The organism is Lawsonibacter sp. OA9 (assembly GCF_022440585.1).
In genome coordinates, this window is record NZ_JAKNTI010000022.1 from 277,563 (window position 1) to 291,731 (window position 14,169).

Genomic DNA, 14,169 nt, shown 5'->3' on the forward strand with positions numbered 1-14,169 from the left:
AACTCTTATATGAGTCGTCCCACAGGCTCACGGCCAGAAAGATAAGACACAATGTTTTCTGCGGCAATCGTGGATACTCGCATGGCTGCCTCCAAGGTGGTGGGGGCATAGTGAGGAGTGACGATGACATTGTCCATTTGGAACAGAGGGCTGTCTGGGGAGGCGGGCTCCGGATCGGTGACGTCCAGGCCGGCGCCAGCTAGCTTGCCGCTCTGAAGCGCGCTGATCAATGCCGCTTCATCAACCAGAGGTCCTCGCGCGCAGTTGATAAGTAGGGCGGAGGGCTTCATGATGGCCAGCCGCTCTTGATTGATGATCTTACGAGTGCCATCTACCAGGGAGCAGTGGAGGGAGACAACATCAGACCGGCAAAGCAGATCGTTTAGGTCAGAAACCAGGGTAATTCCCTCAGGAGCCTCCGTGACAAAGGGGTCATAAGCCAGCACTTCCATGCCGAATCCGTAGAGACACATTTTGGCAAAGCGTGTGCCGATTTTCCCAAGCCCTACCACGCCTACAGTCTTGCCGGAGATCTCCATGCAGGGGGAGGTGTTCTTAGCGGCAAATCCAATCTCCTTGTAAGCCTTAGAGACAGGAATGATTTTTTTAGACAGGGACATCATCAGAGCAAAGGCATGTTCAGCGACTGACAGGCCGTTGGCATCCGGGGTAATGGTGACCGCGATCCCTGCCTTCTTGCAGTATTCCAGGTCGATGTTATCCACACCCACGCCGTGCTTGCTGACTATTTTCAGGTTTTTCCCAGTCTCCAGCAACGATTGGGGCAACTCGATGATGCGAACAAAGACGGCGTCCGCGTCAACGATTTCACGGCGGATCACATCCATATCCCGATCGGCATAGACCACCTGATGTCCTGCTTTCGATAGAATGTCAGGCCCTACAGCGTGAACGGATTCTGTAATTAAAATTTTTCCCATGCTGATTGCTTCCTTTCCAGATTTGATTGATTTTGAGTCCCAGTCTGGCATTGCCACGGGCAGCCTGTGAACATCCTCGTTCTGCTTTTCAGCATACCTGATAGATACCGTCTTTTCCAATACTTTAATACACATGTTTCTATAAGTGAGAACTTATAGTGTGTGGGCTTGCCGTGGCATTATAAGAGTTTACTAATATCGCCATTGGCAACTTTAAAATTGACTTTATCTCTCGTTACTGCTACCATAAAGTATGAAAATGCACAATTAAAAGCGGACAAGTTTGTGCATAATATCCATTATATAGCCTCCTGTCCCCATGCGGCATACAGGTGGGGAGGAAAACTTGATCCGTCTTAGTTCGTGTAAAGATGTTATAAAATTTATATGTCAATCTGTAAATATTGCAGATATTCAAGCCAACGACCACCCTATGGAATACTGAGGCACAGGGACGAAGAGCCGGTCAGGCTGCGCCTGCCGGGTGTTTGTTGGACTACACGTTATGATGACAGCCACTATCGACTTTGTGCTTCCAGCTGAAACCGGGATGCTGACGATACAAAACTATGGTCGGCAAGGGGACACAAAAGGCGATTGGTAGATAGAAAAAGGGGGATTGCCTATCCGCGTAAAAGTGAAACCGTAGAAGAGGAGGAAGTGTATTGCTTCCTTAGCCTGAATGTACCAGTATGATATACAAGGAGGGGTTCTTTTGGAAATTGGAATTGGCGTATGGGCATTTGTGGTGTATCTGGCTGTCGTTATTGTGTGGAACGCAGTAGTCAAACGGTCTATCACAGAGGCCATGTTGCTGGGCTTTCTCGTTGCGGCCGCATTTGGAGGAATCGACAATTACATTACAACGGTTGTAGAGGCATTCTGTGCGGCAGCTACTGACGAAATTTTCGTGGCCACTATGATGTTCGTCTTTATGTCGGCCATCATGACAAAAACAGGGATTATCGGTGAATTGATTGAGATTCTTAATTCCCTTGTCGGTCGTCTGCGCGGTGGCCCAGGCTATGTGGCTGTACTGGCCAGTGGAATGCTGGGTCTGGTGTCAGGCAACTCTACCGCCAACGCCGCGACTGTGGGTACCATTACTATCCCCTGGCTGGTTAAGACCGGCTGGCCCAGAGAGCTTGCCGCTACTCTGACTGCTGGAAACGCCGGCTCTGGTCAGTCTTTCCCCGCAAGTTCGGCTATGTTCCTGATGCTGGGTATGGCCGAGGTGGCTGCTCTGGTCACCATTGATACTTTCTATGTAGCCATGCTTACTGCAGGCCTTTGGTGTGTGGCCTACCGTCTGCTTGTGGTTCGCTTTTATGTCGGACGCAACCATATCCAGGCCACCCCACAGGATCAAATTCTTCCTCTGGGCGAGTCCCTGAAGAAAAATTGGCCCGCACTGATGATGTTTGTCAGCATTATTGTCCCCCTGGTTCTCACTTTGAGCCCCTTGGCTGGCGTACTGGAATCTATTCCATCCTTTGGTGAAGATGGCGTTGGTTCTATCAGCATTGTCGTCTGGGTCCCCATTCTTATGAGCATTATTGCCATCATTGAGGGCTGGAAGCGTCTGCCTCACAGCGTCAGCGGCTGGATCGGGCTGCTGAAAGAAACACAGAGCAACTTCCTTGGAGTGGGCGGTGTGTTCTTGTTCGCCATCGCCGGCAGCAGCGCTTTGTCCAGCATCGGCTTTGGCGACGATCTGAGTGCTCTGCTGGCCGCTTTGGATCTGCCCAAGGTGGTTATGGTGTTCATTGTGGGTGCTCTGGTAGCGTTGGTTGGAGGCCCTCTGGGCGGTGTAGCCACCACCATGGCTACGGGCCTTGTGGCTTTTACCGCTCTGGTGGGTGTGGGCTGCAGCCCTGTGGCCGCGCTGGCCGCCTTCCTCATTTGGATGTCCACTGAGGGCGCGTCTCCTCCCAGTTCTCCGCCGATCTTTGTCGCCTGCAGCCTAGCCGATGTGAAAGACGTAGGTAAAACCTTCTTCCCACTCGTGTTCCATTACGTTATTCCGATTACAATCCTGGGCGGACTGATTGCTCTGGGAGTCCTGCCTATTGCAAACGCTTAAGGGAGGGTAAGATATGAAGGGATTTTGTAAGCTGCTCGATGTGATATATACTGTTTGCCTGACTGTCTTTGTGTTAAGCTTAATCGCCATGCTGTTGGTTCAGGTTGTCTGCCTGTTCATCATGAACGGTCCTGCCTCTGTATGGATCTATGATTTTATCATGCCAAAAGCTGGCGTTGTGGCCGCGGTGATGGTGGTTGCAGTGGTTCTCCTCAGTTATTTGCGCCCCAATAAGAAAACGAACGATTAAATTGAAATCAATTAGCAGCGCTCCGGCATGATATGCCGGAGCGTGTTTTCATCCTGCTATCCTTTTCTGCTCTGTACAGGGTGAGGGTCCATAAAAAATTTAATTTTGGACACATAAGAAGATATTTGGCATAAAAAATGGCTCATGAGAACAAATGCGCAGCAGATAAGTGCCTCCTTGTCAGTCAATCAACATCGTGATACAATGGTTAAAGTCATAGACATATAAGTTAATTTTTTTAGTGCCCTAAGGTATCCGCTTTGCTCTGGGAAGGAGATTTATTTTATGGTTATCAATCGAAATCCGGAATATTTTTTAACCATCGCCAGAGAAAAAAGCATATCCAGAGCGGCGGAGAAGCTGTATATTTCTCAGTCCTCTCTCAGCCAGTACATTGCGAAGCTGGAGGACGCCCTGGAAGTCAAACTCTTTGACCGATCCCGGAACCCCATTCAGCTTACTGAAGCGGGACGTATTTACCAGAGTTATTTGGAGAGCAACGACCATTTGTATCAGAAACTCCAGTCCGACCTGTGTAGTCTAAACAGCAATCGCAGTCAGGAGCTCAATATTGGCTTGGGTACTTGGCGGGGATCACTCCTCCTTCCCGAAATTCTCCCCGATTTTTTGGCACAGCATCCCCAGGCTCAGGTGACACTCTTTGAATTTCCAGTGAGCGAGCTGGCAACCCTTACGATCAACGAGCAAGTCGATTTTTCCATCATGAACACTGCTGTGATTGGGATCCCAGACACCCTGGTTCAGGAGGTCATTGCCCATGAGCGCATTTTGCTGGTGATGAACCGTTACAACGAGGCAACACAGAACTTTCTCAATCAGTGGTCGGCGGGTAGGCATCTCGATCTGCAGCCTCTCAGCAGACAACGTTTGATCTCTCTCAGCCGCAGCCTGACTGTGGGCCGGCAAGTGAACAATTTTCTAGAGCGAAACCGACTCCTTTTTCCTGACCGGCTTTATACTACCAACAACAGTACAGCTTTGGGGCTGGTGGCTAAGGGGTTGGGGTTCTGCTTTATGGTGGAGACTGGGCTGAAGGATGCTATGTCTCGACCGGAATTGGTGGCTTTTGACCTGCGGTCCCAAGATTTGATGATTCCGCTCTCTCTGATCTACAAGAAAAACGGTTATCTCACTCCCTTGATTCAGGATGCCATGGACCTAGTTCGTAACTACTACTTGGATCTTTTCCAAAATAATCACCCCCTTCAGCTTACCTGAACCGTTCAGGTAAGGACTCTTTGATCCTGCTATTACCCAGGATATATGTGAGAAAATAGAGATGGAACCCAGTTGCTAAGACGGGAGAGGCATACAACTGCCTCTCCAACCTTTTAATACAACAAAAAACCACCGGCTGTGCCGGTGGTTTTAAAAATTTTTGGCTGTGTAATATTCCGGACAAGAGATGTGCTTGCCCGCGGTGAACACCCCGCGTAGTATTGATGGTGCTATGTATATTGCGGGTGCCGCAGAAAAGCACGTCTCCCTTGTAGCGGTTGAGGCTCTCCTCACTGATCTTATCCCGTAGCGCCTATGGAGCTATAAAAGGCCGCAAAACAATTTCTCCATATTACAAAGGACAACTATGGCCTGCCCAGAGCTCTTCGCGGGTCTTTCTGCGGTAGCCATGACGACGACCTACACAGAATAATTCTGTGCCACCAAACCGTTCAGCGCTGGTTAACTCACCACTTGCTACCCGGACAATCAAATCCAGCAGTTGATGGCCTACTTCATCCACAGGCCGACCTTCAGAGATGATCGAACTGGCGTCAAAGTCAAAGTTTTCTTCCATGCTGTGGAAGGTTCTGGAGTTGCCCGTGATCTTGATTACTGGGGCGATTGGGTGGCCGGTAGGATTTCCCCGGCCGGTGGTAAATGCCACAAGCTGGGCACCGCAGCCAATCATACCGGTGACTACTTCTCCATCATGACTCTCGTAATCCATTAGGAATAAACCATGTTTATCTAATTCGGGGCGGGTAGCATATTCGATGACGTCCACGATAGGCGAGGTACCAGACTTGTGTACACCGCCTAGGGCCTTTTCCACGATGCTGCTCACTCCCCCATCGAAGTTGCCACGGGAAATAAGGAAATTTCTGTTGGCAGGCAAAGTCGGATCCAGGCCGCTGCGCAGTACATCTTCAATTCCGTAGATGGCATCATAGACCTTTCTTGCCACTTCTGGGCTAACCGCCCGCCGGGCCAAATAGTCCTCGGTACCAAGCAGCTCGTTACACTCTGAAAGGATAGCACTGCCTCCAGCTGCAACCAGACGGTCCATCGCACATCCCACGGCTGGGTTGGCAGCCAAGCCGCTGGTAGCATCGGTACCTCCACATTTGGTGGCTACCATCAAGGCGGACAAGGGGCAGGGCTCTCGCTTCATCTGATCCAGCGTTGCTTTCATTTCCTTCCCGGCTTCAACGGCCCGGCGGATAGTAGCGCTGGTACCTCCCTCGTTTTGGATAATAAACATAGCCACAGGCTTTTGTGTTTCCCGAACAGCATCCAGCAACTCCTGGGGATTAAATCGTTCGCAACCTAGGCCAATAATTAATACAGCGCCTACGTTAGGATGACAGGCCATAGATTTCAAAGTCCTGGCAGTCAGCTCCAAGTCAAAGCCCACCTGAGCACAGCCTACTACATGAGGCATTGGAACGGAACCGGGAATCTGAGAAGCAATTTTTTCCACTGTAGTATTGGCGCAGAAAACAGATGGAATGATTGCCAAATAGTTTCTTACGCCCACTGTGTGGTCAGGACGACGGTATCCCATAAATGTTGTTTCCATAGTGAAGGGCCCTCCTTATTTTGTGCCACGGTCGCAGTCCATATTATGGGTATGAATCCAACTACCAGCCGGAGTATCTTCCAATAGATAGCCGATCTCCTCCCCGTATTTTATGACGGGATCACCCTTTTTCTGATCCAAAATGCTGACCTTGTGAGCAAACTCCACATCAGACAACAAAGTGACAGTTTGTCCCTGAGGAGTCTGGATAGTGTCCCCCTTGAGGGCATCCTCTAGAACCATGGCCACAGTATCAGTGGGATTGATAATAAGACTTTTTCGAAGCATAACAGCATCCCTTCTAAAAAAATACTTGTAAAGGCCGTATAGCTTGGCCAAAGCAGGACATCAGCAAACACCCATGGATCCCAAAATGATAGCCAGAATAGCACCACTGGCGGTAATAGCAATATTAACTACTGCCACATCACGATAGGAGTCTTTGTGAGTGACGCCGCATACGGCAAACATGGTCATGACCGCTCCACACCAGGGCATGGAGTCTAAGCCATTAGCGGAGATGGAAGCTACACGGTGAAGAATTTCTGGGTTGAGACCGGTGGCCAGCAGGCGCTCGGATAAGGTTTCTAGGGCAATACTCAGACCGCCGGAAGCAGAACCAGTAACTCCAGCCAGGATATTGACAGAAATAAACTCGTAGATCAGCCCATTTCCGCTGGAAAGAGTATCAATGGCGTTACAAATAATAGTAAAGGCCGCAGAGGCTTGGATCACATTGCCCATACCAACTGTAAGGGAGGTGTTCATGATAGCGGTCATGGAGTTGGCAGCGCCTTGATTGAATGTTTCACGCATACATCCCTTCAACCGAGGGAAGAACAGCAGAGTGGCCAAAAGTACGCCCAGCAATAGGCAGACCATGGTATTCCACTTCACGAAGATGATAGTACATACCACTACCAGCAAAGGGAGGATGGACAACCACACATTGGGTAAGGACATATTTTTGGTGGACTCCATAATAGCCAGATCCTTTTCGCTGGCTACAAAGTGCTCCTGATTTTTCCGGGCCTGATTGGCGCGGTGATTCATATACAAAACGCTGACAACTAAAATGTAGATAGCGACAATGCAGCCCAAGACGGGGGCGGCGGTAGGGTCAGTTCCAAAATAATTGGTAGGAATGATGTTCTGATTTTGGGGAGACCCGGGAATAGCCATGGCGGTATAGCTGAAAGCACCAGTGGCAATACAGCCAGGAAGCAGACGTTTGGGTAAGTCAGCTTCTTTAAACAAATCCACTGCAAAAGGATAGACCACAAATACCACTACAAATAGGCTGATGCCGCCATAGGTCATTACAGAAGTTGCCAGGATTACAGCCAGTACAGCATTTTGAGGGCCAATCAGTTCGGTAACAGAGCGGGCAATGGAGGCGGCCGCTCCCGAAGCCTCCATAATCTTACCAAATAGAGCGCCTAGCATAAATAGCCCAAACCACTGGGCCAGATAATTTCCAGTACCGGACAAAAAGGTATCGGTAATAGAGGTTAGGGGGTTCATCCCGGAGGTGATAGAAACAATGATAGCACAAATGGGGGCAGAAATAAAGACGCTCCAGCCCTTCATACACATATAGGCCAAAAGGACAAAGGCGAAAATAATACCGAAAATCATAACCGGAGTATTGTCCATAGAAGATACACGCTCCTTTCTCAATTACTTTACTGACAGATGGTATACGCCGTTGTCGCCGTCCATACATCCGCGCGGAAGCATAATGTCCAAAACCAATTCTTGCTCAGGAACGACTTTTCCGTCCTGAACCAGCAAATAGCCGTCGTGGCCAGGCAAAACCTTATAAGCCATCGACTTAATCTTTTTGATGCTGGCGGTGCTGGCTTGCTGATCTACATACTGGTCGGAATACTCCAATTCCAGTTCACTGCGGTTTTTCACTGCGTCACCAGCCAGGACTACTACACCCTTCGGAGTGTCAACGGCCAGACTCATGTGTCCTGGCGTGTGGCCCGGAGTCCAGATTGCTCGGATTCCAGGTAGGATTTCCTCACCATCATCTACCAGACGCACTTGACGGCAATGTTGTAAGTACAGCACGCTCTCTAATGGGGTCCACTCGTCCTTGGAGGTGGTAGCGTATTCCCATTCACTGCGCCCCACAATGATTTGGGCGTTTGGATAATAGGCTGCATTGTTCAGATGGTCATAGTGCATATGGCTGAGAAAAATAGTGTCCACAGTCTCTGGTGCGACCTCCAATCTTGCCAGAGAATTTTGGATGGTCTTAATAACCCCATGAGCCGCTGTGTCAAACAGGAGGGTGTGTCCCGGGGCACGAAGTAGTGCGCAGGTACTCAGTCCCAGCGCACCGGCACTGGACTTGCCAGGAAATACTTTGGTTAGCAAATCAATTTGGTAGTTCAAAATATCGTTCCTCCCTTGAAAAGTAAACAGACAACATCGAATCTCATGCGCAGAGATACACTCTTTGGTATATCCGTCGTTATGGACTACCACTGTATAGAGTATAGTAGCTTAGAAAAGAAAGTAACAACATGGAAAATGAGAAAAAATGACTATTTTTTAAACAAAATGAATTATTTTTTCTTTTCAAAAGTGATTCTATATGTTAAAATATCAAAAAATGTTTGAAATTTAGACAGATGGAGGGGACGGAGATGGACAAGATCAAGATTTTGGCCATTGCGCCTTATTGGGGTATGGCATCTGTTATGAAACAAGTAGGACAGAATCGCAATGATATTGAATTGACTGTAAAGCTGGGTAACTATAAGACTTGCCTTGAGGTATTACGGGAGGAGCCTGATTACCGCTATGATGCTATCGTTTCCAGAGGGGGCACAGCGGAATTGTTGCGTACAGCCGCGTCTATCCCGGTAGTGGAGATTGATGTATCAGTATATGATGTGCTGCGCTGTCTGAAGTCAGCGCAGCATTACTTAGAAAAGTTTGCGGTAGTAGGCTTTTCCGGCATCACGGAGTGCGCGGTGCAGCTTTCGGCTATGATGCAGTATGATTTTACGGTATGTACCATCACTGCTGAGAGCGACATCAAGGGGGAGCTGCAGAGATTACGGGACCAGGGAGTAGAACTGATCCTGTGTGATCGGGTGAGTATGGTCAACGCTGAAGAACTAGGTATGAACGCCATGTTTCTCTCGTCTGATGAGGCCAGCATTGCGGCCGCTTTTGATGAGGCCGTCCATGTGTGCGCAAAATATGGACACTTTCAGAAGCAGAACGCTGCGCTGCAAAAGTTACTAGGGGTGTTGGCACCCGGTACATCTCTGTTTACACCTGGCGGAAGACTAATTTTCTCCAACCTAGAGCAGCAACCGGGTTGGGTGGGCCTGGTGGAGCAGATACAAATGATGCTTCCCTGTCTGACTGTGGGAAATGAGCCCGTGCAGCGAGAATTAGAATGGAAGGGAGAGCTGCTGTTTCTGTCGGCATTTGGATTGGAGCATTGTGGACAACGATGTCTGTGTATTCAGGTGCGGCAGGCACAGACTATGCCTGTGGAGACGGGAAAGGGAGTAACCATCACGCACCGAAACGAACCCTTATTTAACGATGTATCTCGAGTGGGGTGTGCGGTGCTGGTAGGGGAGATCGGCCGAAGGATACCCGCCTATTACCAGAGTATCTGGCCCGTTCTGATCCTCGGAGAGACTGGAACGGGAAAAGACACGGTGGCCTCTATCCTATACCGGAATGGGCCCTTTCATGAGCGGATGATGGTGACAGTGGACTGCCAGGTACTAACTCCCCGGCGATGGAAGGCGCTTCTCAGCCGGGACAGTTCGCCGTTCTTTCGCACAGGAATTACTATTTATCTACGCTCAGTGGATCGGCTGGAAAATGAAACTGCGGAGGAGCTGTTCCGTTTTATGGAGCAAAGCAATCTGTGCCAACGTAACCGTCTATTGTTTTCTGGTGTGCTGGACCGCCCTGATATAGAAGATGAATATGTGCTTACATATCTGAAAAATCATTTTTCTACTGTTGTACTGCGTCTGCCTGCCTTGCGTCAGCGCCGTCAGGATATACCGGGTATCACCGCGTTGTATATTAACCAGCTGAATATGGAGCTGGGAAAAGGAATTATTGGATTTGCCTCCGAGGCCATGGCTCTGCTCCAGCAATTTGGATTTGATGGAAATTTGGCTCAACTTAGCCGCATGATGCGCACCTTGATGCTTACTACCCCTGGTCCCTATATCCAGGCAGAAGAAGTCCGCAAGTTAATTCGTGAGGAACTTCCTCAACGCAGTCAGTTACTGCCTCGAGGCTTCGCCGCCGTCAATCTAAATCAGAGTTTGGAGGCTATCAATTACGACATCGTGCGTCTCGTATTAGAGGAAGAAGCGGGCAACCGTTGCCGGGCCGCAAAGCGGTTAGACGTGTGCCGGTCTACTGTTTGGAATATGCTTAAGCGTAACAAAGAAAGTTGACGTTATCCCTGTCCTGGTTCCACTGTTTCTTTCATTATTGTGCGGGAAAAGGTATTTGATCCGGCGCTAACAGGCAAAACCCACGCCTCACATCTGCTACGACAGCATAGCGAGGTCCCTGTGACCTTAAAAGATTGTGGGAGAGGTAACTCTTTTGCGTTACCTCTCCCACGATGTAAGACTTACTGTCCATATGGCCGGAAGCAGAGATGGGCTTTCAGGGTCACAGCTCTTCCACGGAAATAACTCCCTCTACCATGAGCACTGAGTTGAGCACACTTTCTACAGTGTGCTTTTTATTGAGCGCCAGAGTAAAGATGGCGCAGGCATTATGGCGCTCGCTGCCGGTTGAACGGGTGATTTCCATGTTTCGCACCTTCACGGCCAGATCCCGGAACAGGACTAATACCTGGTCCAGACATTGGGAATCTGTGTATTCCATGTACAGGTTGATTTCGGGGGCATGGTTTAGGATGCGGTATTCTAACTTGGAGAAAACCAACTCGGCGATCATGACAAGAATGGTGGCGAAAAGCCCCCCTTCATAAAACCCGCTGCCGATAGCCAGACCAACAATGGCAGTGGTCCAGAGGCCGGCGGCGGTAGTGAGCCCCTTGACCCGCTGACGACGGGTGACAATAATTGTGCCAGCTCCGATAAAGCCGATTCCGGCCACTACCTGGGCCCCCAAGCGGGAAATATCTGTATCATAGCCCATGTACATATAGAGATACTGGCTTGTCAGAGTAGTGATGGCGGCACCCAGGCAGATCAGAATATGGGTGCGGAAGCCGGCTGGACGGCGTTTATACTCTCGCTCGATGCCGATGACTCCACCACAGAGAGAAGCCAGCAGCATACGCAGAGCGACAGAGAGCAGGGTGACATCACGCAATTCATGAAATATGGATAACACGGCGGCTTCCCCCCTCATGTTTCTTCAATGGAATAAATGCAGTCCAGCGCCGAGATATCAGCCAGAAGCTTGGTGTGGGGCATCCGCTCCTCCAGCCGGATGGAGAGAATGGCACTGGGGCGAGCCCTCTCCTTGTCACGGTTGATGTCAACATCATAAATATGGGAGTTATGGGCTTTGATGCAGGCAATGATTTGACCAATATCATCTAGTGAGGTGAACTCCACGTAGATATTGATGTTTCGGGAGCGCTCTATGATAAAAACTTCCAGACGGGGGAGCAGCCAGACTGCAAGAAAGATCAGCAGAAATGCCAGAGCCACACACTCGTAGAAGCCAGCTCCAATGGTCAACCCCATGGAGGCCGAAGCCCACAGACCGGCGGCAGTGGTCAGGCCCTTTGCCTCCTGCTTTCCAGTGACCAGAACGGTCCCGGCACCTAAAAAGCCGATGCCGTTGATAACCTGGGCGCCGATGCGGGAAATATCGGTGCGCAGGCCATAGCGTCCTTCCCAGAGGGTGTTGAGGATATAGTGCTCGTACTGCCCCAGAATCATGGTCAGGGCGGCGCCAAGGCATACCAGCATATAGGTGCGAAAGCCAGCCGGCCGCCGTTTACGACCCCGGTTCAGACCTATCATACCACCGAGCAGCATGGCGAGCGTCAGCCTCAGCAAAACAGATACTGTATTCAGCTCTCGGAAATAGTCCAATGCTTCGATCATAGGCTCACCGCCCTTTCAAGAACAGCTCAAAGGTTAATTTTGCCCGTAGTAGGCGTTGGCCCCATGTTTCCGGAAATAGTGCTTATCCAAAAGATACTGGGGAGCTGGCTCGGCCTGGGGGGAGAACTGGGTCGTAATCAATGCCATGCGGGCTGTTTCCTCCAGGATAAGGGCATTTTCCACAGCTTTTTTGCAGTTGGCGCCCCAGGAGAAGGGACCATGCTTGCATACTAACACTCCTGGGATGGCCATGGGGTCCAATTTCCGATGGCGAAAGGTCTCTGCGATGACAAGGCCGGTATTGGCCTCATACGCTTGGTCCACCTCCTGCTTGGTCAGGTGGCGTGTGCAGGGGATGGCACCGTAAAAGGAGTCGGCATGAGTAGTTCCATAGCACGGCAGATCCAGTTCTGCCTGAGCCCGCGCCGTAGCATAAGGAGAGTGGGTGTGAACCACGGCGCCTACGCCAGCAAAGCTACGGTACAATTCTAGGTGGGTCAATAGGTCGGAGGAGGGGCGAAGCTCGCCCTCCACCACGGTTCCGGACAGATCGGTGACGACCATCTGTTCTGGACACATGGAGGAATAATCCACCCCGCTGGGCTTAATGACGACGAATTTGCCGTCCTCAGACAGAGCGGAAACATTCCCCCAGGTAAGAATAACAAGGCCATACTCTACCAGCTTCAGATTGGCGTCGCAGACCTCCCGTTTCAGTGTTTCCAGCATAAATAGATCCTCCCTGATGTATCAAGAAAGACCGGGGTGGTCAGAACACTGACCACCCCGATCCTTACAAGGTAAAACGAAGAGGTTAGCTAGGTGTTTCCCCCAAAAGGGATTAGCCCATGACCTCAGCCCACAGCTCATTCCAGTGCTCCAGAATGGCGTCCTTATTTTCAGTCAGGTAAGACACATCGCGGTCCACCCACTTGATGTCGGAGGAGGGGGCCAGCCAGGCATTCTCGGGAGCCTCATAGTTGGCGTTGGTGTAGCGCAGGGTGCCCTCCTGATAGGCGGCCAGAGCGGTCTGACCCTCGGCGGAGCAGATGAAGTCGATCATAGCCTTGGCGTTCTCGGGGTTGGGGCCGTTCTTGACCAGAGCCACGCCGAAAGCGGTGGCGGAGGTGCCCTCCTCGGGGTACTGCAGACGGATGTTGTCAGCGCCATCCTTGATCAGGGTAACAGCGCCGTCCTCGTAGGTCAGACCCACGGCGTACTCGCCCTGCTGGACGCTCTTGAAGCCAGCGGAGGAGGAGCCGGCGATGACCAGGTTGGGCATCAGCTTCTCGATGTAGGCCCAGGCCTCGTCGGAGTCCATGCCGTAGACGGCCATGATGTTGGACAGGTTGTTCCAGGCGGAGGAGGAGCTGTTGGGATCGGCGGTGACAATCTGACCCTTCAGCTTGGGATCCAGCAGGTCCTCGTAGGAGTTGATCTCCAGGCCCAGTTCGGCCTCCAGATCCTTGTTGATGCAGAAGACGACAGTGGACAGATGGTCCATGGAGTACAGGCCGTTGGGGGAGGTGTAGCCGGGCATATTCTCGGCATCATGCACGGAGACCCAGGACTCGAAGATGTCAGCGTAGCGGTCGCCGTCGGAGTCGGCCATGCCGCCCCAGACCAGGTCGCCCACGGGGTTGGATGCCTCGCCAGTCAGACGGGTGGTCAGCTCGCCGGCGGAGCCGTTGACAACCTCCACCTCAATATCGGGGTATTTCTCATTGAAGCAGGTGATCAGAGCATCCAGGTCGGGGTCGGTCATGGAGGAGTAGAGGACCAGGTCGCCGGACAGCTCAACGGGCTCCTCGGCGCTGGAGCCGGCACCAGTGCTGGTGCTGGATCCGGTGCTGGGGGTGGAGGTTCCGCCGCTCTTGTTGTCATCGCTGGAGCCACAGGCAACCAGAGACAGGGCCATGGCAGAGGCCAGGGCAAGGGCAAGTAACTTTTTCATGGTTCATTCTCCTTTTCATTCT

The 14,169-nt window shown here is 51.0% G+C and carries 13 protein-coding genes; 4 read left to right on the forward strand and 9 right to left on the reverse strand.

Going from position 1 to position 14,169, the window contains the following annotated elements; translation table 11 throughout:
• Positions 1-5: 5 nt before the first annotated feature.
• Positions 6-941 carry a hydroxyacid dehydrogenase gene (locus MCG44_RS02305; protein ID WP_240286592.1) on the reverse strand — a complete coding sequence of 312 codons (936 nt, stop codon included), beginning with the start codon at positions 939-941 and terminating at the stop codon, positions 6-8.
• A gap of 715 nt (positions 942-1,656) precedes the next feature.
• On the opposite strand from MCG44_RS02305, the gene MCG44_RS02310 reads away from it, so the two are divergent.
• The 3 genes from MCG44_RS02310 (at position 1,657) to MCG44_RS02320 (ending at position 4,513) form a co-directional block, all read left to right on the forward strand.
• The gene (locus MCG44_RS02310; protein ID WP_240286595.1) at positions 1,657-3,024 is read left to right on the forward strand and encodes a TRAP transporter large permease subunit; all 1,368 of its coding nucleotides are present in this window, start codon (positions 1,657-1,659) and stop codon (positions 3,022-3,024) included.
• Positions 3,025-3,037: 13 nt separating this feature from the next.
• Entirely contained in the window at positions 3,038-3,274 is a 237-nt protein-coding gene (locus MCG44_RS02315; RefSeq protein ID WP_147573432.1) for a hypothetical protein, read from the forward strand.
• A gap of 285 nt (positions 3,275-3,559) precedes the next feature.
• Positions 3,560-4,513 (forward strand): LysR family transcriptional regulator, encoded by a 954-nt coding sequence (locus tag MCG44_RS02320; protein WP_240286597.1) that lies wholly within the window; start codon positions 3,560-3,562, stop codon positions 4,511-4,513.
• 352 nt (positions 4,514-4,865) lie between these two features.
• Here MCG44_RS02320 and MCG44_RS02325 read toward each other — a convergent pair whose 3' ends face one another.
• Genes MCG44_RS02325 through MCG44_RS02340 form a run of 4 tightly spaced genes read right to left on the reverse strand, consistent with a single transcriptional unit; the run spans position 4,866 to position 8,483 of the window.
• Entirely contained in the window at positions 4,866-6,095 is a 1,230-nt protein-coding gene (locus MCG44_RS02325) for a UxaA family hydrolase (protein ID WP_186853389.1), read from the reverse strand.
• A gap of 15 nt (positions 6,096-6,110) precedes the next feature.
• The gene (locus MCG44_RS02330) at positions 6,111-6,383 is read right to left on the reverse strand and encodes a UxaA family hydrolase (RefSeq protein WP_240286599.1); all 273 of its coding nucleotides are present in this window, start codon (positions 6,381-6,383) and stop codon (positions 6,111-6,113) included.
• A gap of 60 nt (positions 6,384-6,443) precedes the next feature.
• Positions 6,444-7,751: a GntP family permease gene (locus MCG44_RS02335; protein ID WP_240286601.1), complete on the reverse strand. Its 1,308-nt coding sequence runs from the start codon at positions 7,749-7,751 to the stop codon at positions 6,444-6,446.
• Between the two features lie 24 nt (positions 7,752-7,775).
• Entirely contained in the window at positions 7,776-8,483 is a 708-nt protein-coding gene (locus MCG44_RS02340; RefSeq protein ID WP_186853392.1) for an N-acyl homoserine lactonase family protein, read from the reverse strand.
• A gap of 272 nt (positions 8,484-8,755) precedes the next feature.
• Here MCG44_RS02340 and MCG44_RS02345 point away from each other — a divergent pair, with 272 nt between their 5' ends.
• Complete coding sequence (locus MCG44_RS02345; RefSeq protein ID WP_240286603.1) at positions 8,756-10,552, forward strand: sigma-54-dependent Fis family transcriptional regulator; 1,797 nt, start codon at positions 8,756-8,758, stop codon at positions 10,550-10,552.
• Between the two features lie 223 nt (positions 10,553-10,775).
• Here the strand turns inward: MCG44_RS02345 and MCG44_RS02350 are convergent, their stop codons facing one another.
• From MCG44_RS02350 to MCG44_RS02365, 4 genes are all read right to left on the reverse strand, one after another.
• A complete protein-coding gene (locus MCG44_RS02350) occupies positions 10,776-11,468 on the reverse strand; it encodes an MgtC/SapB family protein (protein WP_240286606.1) in 693 nt (230 codons plus the stop codon).
• Positions 11,469-11,482: 14 nt separating this feature from the next.
• Positions 11,483-12,193: an MgtC/SapB family protein gene (locus tag MCG44_RS02355; protein ID WP_240286607.1), complete on the reverse strand. Its 711-nt coding sequence runs from the start codon at positions 12,191-12,193 to the stop codon at positions 11,483-11,485.
• Between the two features lie 33 nt (positions 12,194-12,226).
• Entirely contained in the window at positions 12,227-12,922 is a 696-nt protein-coding gene (locus MCG44_RS02360; RefSeq protein ID WP_317246522.1) for an L-ribulose-5-phosphate 4-epimerase, read from the reverse strand.
• 112 nt (positions 12,923-13,034) lie between these two features.
• Entirely contained in the window at positions 13,035-14,147 is a 1,113-nt protein-coding gene (locus MCG44_RS02365; RefSeq protein WP_147573427.1) for an extracellular solute-binding protein, read from the reverse strand.
• Positions 14,148-14,169: the final 22 nt, after the last annotated feature.